The following is a 13,094-nucleotide window of genomic DNA, read 5'->3' on the forward strand; positions in this document are numbered from 1 at the left end:
ATCTTATAAATGACACGCTTTCATATGCCGTAATTCAGAATCTCCCATTTGAGGCACATATACTTCTATGACATCAAATCGTATAGATTCATACTCTATATCACGGGTTGCCAAAAACATAGATATGACATGACGTATGTGTTGTTTCTTTTTCCAATGCACCGCCTCGCAGGGCATTCCATAGGTTTGGGTCCGTCTTGTTTTCACCTCTACTACAATGAGCATATTCTCTTTTTTAGCGATAATATCTACTTCACCAAATCGATAGCGTATATTTCGTTCCAATACATCATAGCCTTGGCTTTTCAAATAGTTGGTAGCTAGGTCTTCACCGTATCTTCCTAATTCAATGTGGTTCATAGGCACCTCCTTAGTTCTACATTACTTTCATTACAAAAGAATGTAAACCGTACAACCCACACTGTTAGGAGTGTACTATACCAAGAGTGTTATAATCCATATACAATTATCGATATGCAAAAAAGCATCCTCATAGAATACTCTATAAGAATGCTTTTATAAGTAATATAATATTATAACCATTTTCAAACAATGGAATCGCTATAGGCAGAGATATCTTTATAGGTATCCTAAGCATGTATAACCTAAACGATATACTAATACTTAGATTTCTTCTACAGGCTTACCTGCCACAATCGATTTGATAGGTTCAAAACTATGACGATGTAATGGTGTAATGCCAAGGTCTTTTATCGCCTGCTTATGTACATCTGTATAATATCCTTTATGAATCGCAAACCCAAATCCTGGATACTCTTCGTCCATAGATTCCATGAAGCGGTCACGTGTTACCTTTGCTACAATGGAAGCAGCCGCAATAGATGCACTTTTAGAGTCTCCTTTAATCAAAGATTCTACAGGTACCTCTAAATCTGGTAATTTCATCGCATCCGATAATACAGCCTCTGCCTGTACTGGCAAATTACGAATCGCCTCATACATAGCTTGTCGTGTAGCCTCATAAATATTGAGTGTATCAATGACTTCTGCCTCATAGGACACACAGTGTACCGCTACTGCTACCTCCATGATTTGATCAAATAAGGTATCTCGTTTTTCTGGCGTTAGTTTTTTGGAATCGTTCAACCCTACTAGCTTGCAATGAGGTGGTAAGATAACAGCTGCTACTGTCACAGGACCTGCAATAGGACCTCTACCTACTTCATCTACACCAGCGATTAGGTATTTGCCTTCCTCGTAAAAGCTTTCTTCATAAGCGTACATAGCTTCTAAACGCTGTTGCTCTTCTAGGAGTTTTTTCTGCTTTCGTAAATACACACCAGCAGCGTTCTTCACAGATTCACGGGAATCCTCCAATGCCCATTGTATATAGTCAAAGGGACATTCTCCTTGCAATAGGTCTTTAATTTCTTTTACTTTTAAATCGTGAAACTCACTCTTCGTCAACATAGTACGGCTCCTCATCGACGCCATCAAAGGTAATATATCCCAATTTATTATTGCGGTAATCGGTTAAGATCACACGACGTACCTTGTCATAATCTACGACGCCACCGCTTACTAGACAACCACGACGACGACCAATAGCCTCTAACATCGTATCTACAGATGTACGCTCTTCTTCCGTCAATTTATAGCGTTCATGCAATAATGTCGGTTCATGCTCTTCTAAATATGCCAATAACTGCTTGATAACAGAGTCTAAATCATATACATCATCGGAAATAGCTCCTGTCATCGCTAACCGTGCAGCCGCTCGTTGGTCTTCAAACTTAGGCCACAACACACCTGGAGTATCCAACAGTTCCAAATTCTTACCTACTTTCACCCATTGTTGACCTCTTGTATGACCAGGTTTATTGGCAGTTCTTGTCGCCGCAGAACCAGCTAATTTATTAATTAAAGTAGACTTTCCTACATTGGGTATCCCTAGAATCATAGTGCGCACTGTGCGACCTTTGATACCTTTTTTTAGCCATCTATCGATGATCGGCTGTGCTAAGGATTCTACGGTTTTCACGAGTTGCTTATTTCCTTTTCCATTTTTAGAATCAATAGCAATAGCATGAATACCTTCTTTTTTGAAAAATTCAATCCATTCTTTTGTAGCTTTCGGATTCGCCAAATCGCATTTATTTAAAATCACTACATGTGGCTTATCTCCGATCAATTCTCGGATGACTGGGTTGGCACTACTCCGTGGAATACGCGCATCTAATAATTCGATAACCACATCTACTTTCTTTTTATGTTCCGTAATCATGCGAGTGGCTTTGGCCATATGGCCTGGGAACCACTGCACGACTGGAAAAATTTCTTGACTCATACTTCACCTATTCGTCTATTATCTATATCATATGCTCATTTTACTGTTATTTTTTCTGCTAATCTAATATCTTTTATGACATACTACTATCAAACTATATTCATTTTATGAAAGTATATAAAATCGACTATCAAGTAGCAAACTCCCATCTATGATTTCATAACTAATATGCCCTACTATTTAGCAGTTTCTAAAGGAAATAAAAAAAGGCTAGCCATAGACTTACGTCTCATGGCTAACCCTTTTAAATTAGCGTTTTTCGCGAATACGAGCAGCTTTACCAGTAAGGTTACGTAAGTAGTACAATTTAGCACGACGAACGATACCGCGACGAGTTACTTCGATTTTTGCTAGACGTGGGCTGTGAAGTGGGAATACACGTTCAACACCAACGCCAGAAGCGATACGACGAACTGTGAAAGTTTCACGAACGGAACCACCTTGACGGTTGATTACCAAACCTTCGAAAACCTGAATACGTTCACGGCTACCTTCCACAACTTTTACGTGTACTTTTACAGTATCACCAGCGCGGAACTCAGGAATGTCAGAGCGAAGCTGTTCTTTTTCTAATACATCAATAATATTCACGATTTTTTCCTCCTATTTTGCAGACGTTCATTACTTACACCTTATAAGCAGAGGACCATCTCAAATTAACAGTATTATTCTATCATAAATAAAAGTTTTTATGCAAGTAGGAATTTTAAGAATATAAAAAAACACTCAGGTCTATTTAGAATTTAATAAATTCAGTTTTCCTAGTAAAATTCTCCTAATCTCTTCCACCAAGACTTCTTTTTCTTCTTTTTATAAGAAATCTTCAGTGTGTCCTGATCAGGAAGAGCAACACCTTTACTCCGTGTGATTTGATGAATATCATCTGTAGAAAGTCCTATTGTTTCTCCATCCTTAAATTCCACATCATCTTGCAATACATATGATGAAATTGAAGATATAAACGATAGCAATTTTCCTGCTTCTTCATCGACATCTAAGATTTCAAGCTCTAATTTTCCAAAAGTTTTCATTCCATAAGTGTAGGTAGATAGCCCATTTTTACTCCTATATAAGCCGAACCATACCCAGGTAAAAATTGGAAGCTCCCCATCTCTAATCATCTCAGCAGATTGCATATAATAACTAGGCTCAAATACTACACCACATGTGAATACGCCAATGGCGTTTTCTTGCTTGCAGCAAGTAGCCATAATTTTCGTATAAAGTATACCCCTTGATATTACATCTTCTTCATCCCCCAAAATAGCTACAAAAATGTGAGCCTTATGAGTCTTTGTAACCTCTACAGCCTCTTCCCACATCCAATTATTTTCTGCGTTTATTTCAGCTTCTTCATTTGGTACAGGTGCAGGGAAATTACTGATTATAATGCTACATTTATCAAAATAGGCAACGATTGTATCTTCATCTTCAGTATCTTCTTTTGATAGTTCAATTTCCCAATCCGCTTTTAAATCGCTGATTAATTTTTCTTTATCCCATACATCTTCTGAAAGTAAAACACTTCCACAAAATGAGCCTACAGCTTTCTCTTCTGATGCAGAACCTTCTTCGTTAGCATAGTCAGAATATATATTGTTTTTCTCATCTTCTTTTAATGAATTAAATTCGTTATTCGTTACTTCTTCGTTCATAAGTGGGCATCCTCTCTTACACTATAGATGCGATACATCCATCATATTTTCAGCACCAATACGTGAGACCTTACTTTCCCTCCACATATTGTCGCAATCGTTCAATACGTTTTTCTGTGGCTGGGTGTGTGCTATAGAGTTTACTCATGAGACCACTTTCACTACTTTCAGCAGTATAATTACGCAAGGTAACTAATGCATTATGTAATTCAGCGCCTAAGCCGATTTCATAAGCATATTTATCCGCCCGATATTCGGCTCGTCTACCAGTGAATAAGTCAATAATAATCAAAGGCGCTTTAATAACCCACTGCATGAAAAGTATCTGCAATACCACGCATAGGTAGAAGATTTGTACAATAAATGTAATTATCGGCAATCGCAAATATTGAATCCATAATATGACACGCGCAAATAGTTCGTACACACGAATGCACATTTGTCCCAAATAGTTCATATAGAAACAAGAAAATCCATAGGCCCCATCTTTATGATGAATATGTCCCATTTCATGAGCCACTATGCCCAATAATTCATCATAAGGCAACTGTATGATAGCCCCCGTATTGATACAAATTCGATTATGCCCCATTGCAAAAGCATTGATAGAATCATCATTTTTGATAAACCAGTCGAATTGAGACATATCGATGCCCGTATGATTTTGTATATCCTTCTGAATCATCTGCAGAATCTCTACCTCTTGCCCTAGGGGACGACGTCCCCCATAGAGCCACATGGTAATGCGATGAAACCAAGGAATTTGCGCTAGTGCCGCCACAAGTAACACAGAGGTACCTGCTACGGCATAGCTAATATTTTCCAGGTTAATACGCACATGAAAGAGGTCCATCGCTTTCATCAGAAAAGGATGATCAATAGGTCCAAAGATGACTTGATACATATACACAATGCTACCAATGATGAACAGATTGGCAAAAAATGTTAATACCGTAACAATCATAAGAACCTACTTCAATTTGCCTAAGTTACTTACTTCATAAGTCATACGCAATAATTGAAGACGATTTTGTTTCACAGCTTCGTCTTTATCCATAACCATAACATGTTCAAAGAATGTTTCAATATACGGCACCAAGGATTCTGCTAAACTTACAGCTTTCACATAGTCCCCCGCCTCTAAGGCATTGCGATTCGTTGTATATACTGGCAATGCAGCTTTGTACAAGGCTTGTTCAGAATCTTCTTTTAACAAGGATTCGTCAACACCTGTGAAAGTCACGTCTTTTACCATATTAAAAATACGTGTGTAAGCCTGCATTAATGGTTCGTTTTCATCAAGGCGATTAGCTGTTAACGCTTGTCCTAAACCTTCTGCTAGTGCTACAGTCACAGTATCTTGGCTCAATACGATATCCACTACTTGGTATGGCATACCTTGTTCTAACAAGATATTTTTCAAGCGAAGGATGAAGAAGTTTTCTAATTGACCTAGTAATTCTTCTTGTTTTTCACTAGCCACGCCTAATAATTCCATTGCTTTCACCCAGATTGGACGCATGGATAAGGACCATTTGCTGTCCATCAAGATGTTGATGATACCGATTGTTTGGCGGCGCAATGCATATGGATCTTGAGAACCTGTTGGAATTAAACCACGGCTGAACGTTGCTACGATAGTATCTACTTTGTCAACAATACTTAAAATGCGTCCTGCATCGGTACTTGGCAAGATATCCCCAGCAAAACGAGGTAAGTATTGTTCAAAAATAGCCTCCCCTACAGCTGGTGTTTCGCCATCTAGTAAAGCATATTCTTTGCCCATAATGCCCTGTAATTCAGTAAATTCACTTACCATACCTGTCGTTAAGTCTGTTTTAGCAAGGTGTGTAGCGCGTTCTAAGGTAACTGTATCTGTAAAGCCTACTTCTTTTGCTAACGCAACACCTAATGTTAATAGACGTTCTGTTTTATCTTTTAAATTGCCCAATCCTTCTTGGAAGACAATTTTTGTCAATGCTTCATAACGACCTGCTAATGGCGTTTTACGGTCTTCGTTAAAGAAGAATTTCGCATCGTCTAAGCGAGCACGAAGTACACGTTCATTACCAGCTGCTACTACTTCTAGAGATTTGCTATCCCCATTGCGAACTGTTAAGAACATAGGAAGCAATTTACCTTTGCCGTCCACCATCGGGAAGTAGCGTTGATGGTCTTTCATTGGTGTAATAATGCAATCAGATGGCAAAGTTAAGTAGCTTTCATCGAAAGTACCACAAAGAGCTGTTGGATATTCTACTAGGAATGTAACTTCATCCAATAAATCTTCATCCCATACCACAGTAGCCCCTTTTGTGGCTGCTAGTTCTGTTAATTGTTTACGGATTGTTTCACGGCGTACGTCTTGGTCGATCATAATGAAGTTCTTAGTTAGTGTATCTAAGTAATCTTTTGGTTCTGCTATGGTCAATTCAGATTCACCTAAGAAACGATGTCCACGGCTTACATTTGAGCTAGTTACATTAGCGAATGTTACAGGTACTACGTCTTGACCAAATAATGCCACCAACCAACGTGCTGGACGAACGAAACGTTCTTCTAAATCGCCCCAATGCATGGATTTAGGGAAGCTTAATCCTGTAATCAAGGATGGTAACACGTCAGATAAGACTTCTTTTGTATCTAAACCAGCTGTCGTTGTGTCAGCAAAGATGTATCCATCTACTACTTTCAATTCAGATACGTCTAATCCTTTACCGCGAGCAAAACCGATAGCTGCTTTTGTAGCATTGCCGTCAGCATCATAGGCAATAGACACAGATGGACCTTTATGAGTTTCGTGTACATCTTCACCACGTTCTGCTACGTCATTGATAAGTAATGCAACACGGCGAGGTGTAGCATACACTTTCACAGAGCCATGTGGAATGTGACGCTCTGCCAATGCAGCTGTTGCTAATTCACCTAATTGTTTGATAATATTTGGCAAAAATCCTGCAGGAATTTCTTCTGCCCCAATTTCAAAGAGTAAATCCTTAGCCATCTTATTTATCTCCTTTCAACAATGGGAAACCAAGTTCTTCTCGTTTCGCCAAATAGTTTTGCGCACAAATACGAGCCATGTTACGAACACGACCGATGAAAGCTGTTCTTTCAGAAATAGAAATGGCACCACGTGCATCTAGCAAATTAAATGTGTGGGAACATTTCAATACATAATCGTAAGCCGGCAATACAAAGCCTAATTGACATACACGTGTAGCCTCAGCTTCGTACATGTCGAACAATTTGAACAACATATCTGTATCAGCTAATTCAAAGCTATATGTAGATTGTTCTACTTCGTTCGCATGCCATACATCGCCGTATGTGTATTGTTCATTCCATTGTAGATCATACACATTTTCTACACCTTGAATGTACATAGCCAAACGTTCTAAACCATATGTGATTTCAACGGACACTGGTTTTACATCGATAGATCCCACTTGTTGGAAATAGGTAAACTGCGTTACTTCCATACCGTCTAACCATACTTCCCAACCAAGACCCCAAGCACCTAATGTTGGAGATTCCCAGTTATCTTCTACGAAACGGATATCATGATCTTCTGCATGAATGCCAAGAGCCGCCAAACTTTGCAAGTATAATTCTTGAATATTATCTGGAGACGGTTTGATAATCACTTGGAATTGATGATGTTGGAATAAACGGTTTGGATTGTCACCATAACGGCCGTCTGCTGGACGACGGGATGGTTCTACATAGCATACAGACCAAGGTTCAGGTCCTAAGGCATGTAAAAATGTAGCAGGGTTCATGGTACCTGCCCCTTTTTCAATGTCATATGGTTGTTGTAAAATACAACCTTGTTCACCCCAAAAGTTTTGGAGTGTAAAAATCATCTCTTGAAATGTCATTTCCATTCCTCCTTATGTTTTACAGGGAATAAAAAAAGTCCCTGCAACGAAAATCGCTACAGGGACGAGATATACCCGCGGTTCCACCCTAATTGGCTAATGCCCTCTTTTAAAAAATAGCCTTTACTAATTGTCCATACCTAGTATGATACAACGTTCCTGCTCATACTCCACAGCGCCTTCTACTCCATTGTGAGCTTTCACCATCCTCACTCGCTAAGGGGAGTATACTCCTCTGCTTCATCGCCTATGTATATATACTATTGTATGGATAAAAGTGGTTAGTGTCAAGGTGTATCCGCTGAATCAACGATGTAAGTTTTTCATTACTTTAACTATACCCATATTCTTCAATAATCCAGCAATATGTTCTGTACATTATTTTTCCAAGAACATCTTACACCATTCCATGTTCTCTATCCACATGGCAGTTTCATATTCGATGTCTTCCATTTCCGTAATGGCTGAGATCACCGCAATACCGTCCACTGGCTCCGCTAAGACATCATCAAAGTTATCTCGATTAATGCCACCAATAGCCACCATTGGGATAGTCGGATTATGAGCACGTAACGCCAAAATTAATTCTGGGCCTCGCACAGTTTTGGCATCTTTTTTTGTGCTTGTTTCATACATAGGACCTACACCAATATAATCCACATAGTCCAACTTTGTGTTCTCTAACTCTTCTACAGAGTTAATAGACGTCCCCACAAGGGCGTTAGGCAATCGTTTGCGTACTTCGTCAAGGTCCATATCGTCTTGTCCCACATGGACGCCATCAGCGTCTATCTTTTCAGCTAATTCTACATCATCATTAATGATGAAAGAAACTCCATATTCCTTACAAATGTGTTGTAACTCTCGTGCCAACTGTTCTTTTTCGTCACCTACTAAAGCACCTTCTCCTTTTTCACGAAGTTGAAAGCAAGTAATACCCCCTTTACAAGCTTCTGTAAGGGTCTTGTGAATATCCTTCGTATTCGGTGTTCCACAAATGAAGTACAACCCCATCATGGAGCGCACTGTATCTATATCATGATGTTTCAAAATAATCCTCGTTTCTTATATAACAACCAAAACAGATTACTTATAGTATACCACGACACTAAGTATGGTTGATATGATATGGATCATACCTGTATTACTCAGAATATTCATCCCCATAGGCCATATGATTCACTGGTCCATTGCCTGTGCCCAACCCTGGATTATGCAAGATAGCTAATCGGATATATTCTTTACCAATGGTAATGGCATCTTCCAAGGATTTCCCTTTAGCTAGTTCTGCTGTTATAACAGCAGAGAATGTACAACCTGTGCCATGGGTGTGTACTGTGTCATATTTAGGACTTGTCCAAGAGCGACGCATGGACATGGTATCTTTTGTAAACAAGTAATCTGTAGCCTCATCTCCAATGTGACCACCTTTGATGATTACCGCTTGAGGGCCTAATTCTTGTAATATACGCACTCCAGCGGTATGCAAAGCTTCTACCGTATCAATTTTCATCTCTGCCAATACCTCAGCTTCACTACGATTCGGTGTAATCAAGGTCGCTTTCGGAATCAATTTGCTTTGTAAGGCTTTCACAGCCTCATCGGAAATTAAACGATCCCCACTGGTGGCAATCATCACTGGGTCTAATACATAGGGTACCTTAGGATCTATGTAGGTGCCGATTAGTTCCATCATCTCTGCTGTGGCTAACATACCCGTTTTCACTGCTTCCGGCACAATATCTGTATACACCGATTGTAACTGTGCTTCAATCATGGATACATCCATATGGGCAATTTGCGTTACACCTCTTGTATTTTGTGCCACCACGGATGTAATAACAGCCATTCCATAGACATGACGACTTTGAAAGCTTTTTAAGTCCGCCATCACCCCTGCACCACCTGTTGGGTCTGTTCCTGCAATCGTTAATGCTCTATGTAATTTCATAGGTATCTCCTTTACTAGTAACAAAAAAGAACCAATCCTTTGGACGGTTCTTGTACAATGTCTAGTATTCGATGCCATCCACTTTCCTCCGCCAGCATTATCTGGTTCAGGTCTAGGGTTTTGATACTCATCAATCTCAGCATAAGCACCCCTAGTGGTTCTTATATTAATTTAGTTATAACATGAAATATACTCCAATGCAATATAATAAATTACAGCTAAGCTACTTTCACTAAAAGATATTTCCTCTCAATATAGATATTCAAATATTCTATGTATTTCATATAATATATTACATTCACCTATACATTCCTATTGACGTAGTATCATTCAATTCGTATAATACATCTATAAGGGGTGCTCACTAAAGTGGGCTGAGAAGTGGCTACGTGCTACTAACCCATAACCTGATTTGGATAATGCCAACGTAGGGATATATTAGTATATTTTTGTAGTACCTATACAAACACATAAGGACACATTACCATATGGTTCCTGTTTGCAATACTAGGTATCTTAAGAATATCTATCATCTATAGGCTAATCGTTTCAGATTAGTCTTTTTTGTTCCCACTGGCATAGTTAGGAGTATTCATGACAGAATCAAAACTTTCATCATCGCGGTTGTCCCTCATTTGGTTCGGCGCCGCTCTTTCCATTGCGGAAATTATGACGGGCACCTATTTTGCGCCCCTAGGATTTTCCGACGGCCTATTAGCCATCATCATAGGTCACGTCATCGGCTGTTTGTTATTATTTGGTGCAGGACTCATCGGCGCTCGTGAACACATGAGTTCTATGCAAACTGTATCCACTGTCTTTGGCAATGGGGGCATGAAATTATTTTCCATTTTAAACGTTCTACAACTGATTGGTTGGACCGGTATTATGATTTATGACGGTGCTCTTGGTGCCGTAGAATTATGGAATCTACCATTCACTGCATGGACTATCATTATCGGTGCTCTCATCATTGTATGGCTCTTCATCGGTATCCGTAATATGGGCTACATCAACAGCATCATGGGCTACGGCTTAGGTATTCTGTGCATCTATTTGCTAATTAGCTTGTTACAAGAAAGTTCCATTCATAGCCAAGGCATCATCACTGATGAAATGACTTTCACAGCGGCTTTGGAATTATCCATCGCTATGCCATTGTCTTGGCTACCATTGATTAGTGATTATACTCGATTATCCAAGAACCCAGTGGCAGGTACTGCATCTAGTGCCATCGTATACGGCGTAACTAGTTCTGTCATGTATGTATTAGGCCTCGCTGCGGCCCTCTATACAAATGAAAGCAACATTGCGAAGGTTCTTCTTCATGCTGGCTTAGGATTTGGTGGGTTAATTATCATCGTATTCTCTACTGTCACAACTACTTTTATGGATGCCTTATCTGCTGGTATTTCCTCTGAAAGCTTGCAGACTAAATATTCTGGTCGCACCATCGGTATTATCGTTACGATCATTGGCACTATCGGTGCATCCATCTATCCAATGGATAATATCATCCCTTTCTTATATATGATTGGATCCGTGTTTGCCCCCATGATTGCTATTTTATTAACTCACTATTTCTTATTGCGCAAATGTCCGCGCCTTGACCATGGTCCTACCCTATACATCATTTGTTGGGCATCTGGTACTTATATGTACCATCAATTCCTTGATAGCAACCCATTCTTAGGGGCTAGCCTATCTACTATCGTAGGAACAGCATTAGCAGCCATTGCAACGGCCTATATCATTAGCAAATTGAGCAAAAGTTAATATTCCCCTTATTATTTTATAATTACATTTAATTTACATTGTAAACTGAATGTAGTAAAATAAGAAAAAGGAGGTAAGACTATGGCTACAATTCCTACACAAATACGTATCGACGAACATGTAAAAAAAGAAGCTACTGAACTTTTTGGATTACTCGGTTTAGATATGTCTAGTGCTGTAAATATGTTTTTAAACCAATGTATACTACGAGGTGGAATTCCATTTTCAATAGAAGTACCAAACTATTCCACTAAAGTTCTAGATGCCATGAATGAAGCCCGACATATATCTAAAAATCCTAACGTAGTTGGTTATACTACCATGGAAGATCTAAAAGAAGCATTAGAGGCATAATATGTTTACAATTAAGTTTACTACTGCATACAAGAAAAGTTATAAACTTATGAAAAAAAGAGGTCTAAATCTTTCCCTCTTAGATTCAGTGGTGTACATGCTTGCAAATGGAGATACACTTCCAGAAAAATATCATGATCACGCCCTCAAAGGTAAGTTCAAAGGGTTTAGAGAATGTCATATTCAACCAGATTGGCTACTAATCTATATGTTAGAAGATGATATCTTAACTCTTACATTAGTAGATACTGGTACCCATACCGATTTATTAAATATTTAATACTTTATTATACATTACTTTTAGAAACTACATTTTATCATAGAACTATTTTAGTATCTTATAATAACAAAACGCGGTCACATGACCGCGTTTTTATTAATTATATCATCGTCTCTAAAAACTCAATGCTATGCAATGTATATCCTAGTTGATATGTCAAAAGTTTCCGTAATAGAATTTCTAATTGATCCCATTGATTCGCAGTAAGACGTAAAGGCTTTGTAGGAATCCAATCATAGTTCAAAAGCATTGTTATACCTTGTTGTAACTCTTGTTTCACTACATACTGACAGGCTTCATAGAATTCATCACAAAGAATTGCCATTACCTCAGGGTCTTCACAATGTTGCCCTTGTGGCACAAATCCCGCTAGACTTAACATATGCCAACCTAATACAATAGAGCCTAAGCGAATGGGTTTATCCTGTATAGATTGTAAAAATCGGCTCATATTTGTATATACACTGCGGTCTAATTTACCTTTTTCAAACAAAGCACTTACTAGTTCACCGCTAAAGGTAGCATAGGAAATATCTTCTAAACTTTCATAATCACGTGTAGAAATCCCATCTATCTGGATAATATCGTACATGTCTCCGTTAGGAGCTACGGTCAAATATAAACGGCTTAAAGGTTGCAAATACGCCCCTTCTTTATAGTTAGCTTTACGTTTATGAGGCACAGAACAAAGTATAATGCCTTCTAACTTTGTGAGGAATGCATAGATACTATAGTATTTTCGTTTTTTACGCCACAGTACGATGGCTTCACTAGTAAACGTATTTGCTTTCATCTAGAAATCCTCACACTTAACGGTATATTAATACTAATTTAGCAATACATGTATCATCCTTGTATATACTCTTAATATTCTGCTACATATACATAC

General features: G+C 38.7%; 14 protein-coding genes and 2 riboswitches. Of the genes, 3 read left to right on the top strand and 11 right to left on the bottom strand.

Annotated features, from left to right (window positions below):
- Window positions 1–3 precede the first annotated feature (3 nt).
- From EO116_RS00490 to thiD, 10 genes are all read right to left on the bottom strand, one after another.
- On the bottom strand, window positions 4–360 hold the full coding sequence (locus tag EO116_RS00490) for a YraN family protein (RefSeq protein WP_127160177.1): 357 nt from the start codon (window positions 358–360) through the stop codon (window positions 4–6).
- Window positions 361–624: 264 nt separating this feature from the next.
- Window positions 625–1,428 (bottom strand): ribonuclease HII, encoded by an 804-nt coding sequence (locus EO116_RS00495; protein WP_370447255.1) that lies wholly within the window; start codon window positions 1,426–1,428, stop codon window positions 625–627.
- Window positions 1,415–2,308, bottom strand: coding sequence for a ribosome biogenesis GTPase YlqF (gene ylqF, locus EO116_RS00500; protein WP_127160179.1), 894 nt, complete (start codon window positions 2,306–2,308; stop codon window positions 1,415–1,417). The genes EO116_RS00495 and ylqF overlap by 14 nt, the downstream gene beginning before the upstream one ends.
- Window positions 2,309–2,557: 249 nt before the next feature.
- Window positions 2,558–2,899 carry a 50S ribosomal protein L19 gene (gene rplS, locus EO116_RS00505; RefSeq protein WP_009354025.1) on the bottom strand — a complete coding sequence of 114 codons (342 nt, stop codon included), beginning with the start codon at window positions 2,897–2,899 and terminating at the stop codon, window positions 2,558–2,560.
- 170 nt (window positions 2,900–3,069) lie between these two features.
- Window positions 3,070–3,963 carry a DUF4261 domain-containing protein gene (locus EO116_RS00510; protein WP_127160180.1) on the bottom strand — a complete coding sequence of 298 codons (894 nt, stop codon included), beginning with the start codon at window positions 3,961–3,963 and terminating at the stop codon, window positions 3,070–3,072.
- Between the two features lie 70 nt (window positions 3,964–4,033).
- Window positions 4,034–4,927: a zinc metalloprotease HtpX gene (locus EO116_RS00515; protein WP_127160181.1), complete on the bottom strand. Its 894-nt coding sequence runs from the start codon at window positions 4,925–4,927 to the stop codon at window positions 4,034–4,036.
- Window positions 4,928–4,933: 6 nt separating this feature from the next.
- Window positions 4,934–6,967 (bottom strand): glycine--tRNA ligase subunit beta, encoded by a 2,034-nt coding sequence (gene glyS / locus EO116_RS00520; RefSeq protein WP_127160182.1) that lies wholly within the window; start codon window positions 6,965–6,967, stop codon window positions 4,934–4,936.
- A 1-nt stretch (window position 6,968) separates the two neighbouring features.
- Window positions 6,969–7,844 carry a glycine--tRNA ligase subunit alpha gene (glyQ, locus tag EO116_RS00525; protein WP_009354040.1) on the bottom strand — a complete coding sequence of 292 codons (876 nt, stop codon included), beginning with the start codon at window positions 7,842–7,844 and terminating at the stop codon, window positions 6,969–6,971.
- 378 nt (window positions 7,845–8,222) lie between these two features.
- Window positions 8,223–8,894, bottom strand: a complete 672-nt coding sequence (gene thiE, locus EO116_RS00530; protein ID WP_206168299.1) for a thiamine phosphate synthase — start codon at window positions 8,892–8,894, stop codon at window positions 8,223–8,225.
- 94 nt (window positions 8,895–8,988) lie between these two features.
- Window positions 8,989–9,795, bottom strand: coding sequence for a bifunctional hydroxymethylpyrimidine kinase/phosphomethylpyrimidine kinase (gene thiD / locus EO116_RS00535; RefSeq protein ID WP_127160183.1), 807 nt, complete (start codon window positions 9,793–9,795; stop codon window positions 8,989–8,991).
- A 66-nt stretch (window positions 9,796–9,861) separates the two neighbouring features.
- Window positions 9,862–9,958, bottom strand: a riboswitch (TPP riboswitch).
- A 180-nt stretch (window positions 9,959–10,138) separates the two neighbouring features.
- Window positions 10,139–10,246: riboswitch (TPP riboswitch) on the top strand.
- A gap of 143 nt (window positions 10,247–10,389) precedes the next feature.
- Between thiD and cytX the strand changes: the two genes are divergently transcribed.
- The 3 genes from cytX (at window position 10,390) to EO116_RS00550 (ending at window position 12,205) form a co-directional block, all read left to right on the top strand.
- Entirely contained in the window at window positions 10,390–11,571 is a 1,182-nt protein-coding gene (gene cytX, locus EO116_RS00540) for a putative hydroxymethylpyrimidine transporter CytX (RefSeq protein WP_127160184.1), read from the top strand.
- Window positions 11,572–11,652: 81 nt separating this feature from the next.
- The gene (locus EO116_RS00545; protein ID WP_127160185.1) at window positions 11,653–11,925 is read left to right on the top strand and encodes a type II toxin-antitoxin system RelB/DinJ family antitoxin; all 273 of its coding nucleotides are present in this window, start codon (window positions 11,653–11,655) and stop codon (window positions 11,923–11,925) included.
- 1 nt (window position 11,926) lies between these two features.
- Window positions 11,927–12,205 carry a type II toxin-antitoxin system YafQ family toxin gene (locus EO116_RS00550; protein ID WP_126937299.1) on the top strand — a complete coding sequence of 93 codons (279 nt, stop codon included), beginning with the start codon at window positions 11,927–11,929 and terminating at the stop codon, window positions 12,203–12,205.
- A 100-nt stretch (window positions 12,206–12,305) separates the two neighbouring features.
- Here the strand turns inward: EO116_RS00550 and EO116_RS00555 are convergent, their stop codons facing one another.
- On the bottom strand, window positions 12,306–12,998 hold the full coding sequence (locus EO116_RS00555; protein WP_127160186.1) for a DNA repair protein RecO: 693 nt from the start codon (window positions 12,996–12,998) through the stop codon (window positions 12,306–12,308).
- Window positions 12,999–13,094: the final 96 nt, after the last annotated feature.

This window comes from Veillonella sp. VA137 (assembly GCF_003992015.1).
Classification (GTDB): Bacteria; Bacillota; Negativicutes; order Veillonellales; family Veillonellaceae; genus F0422.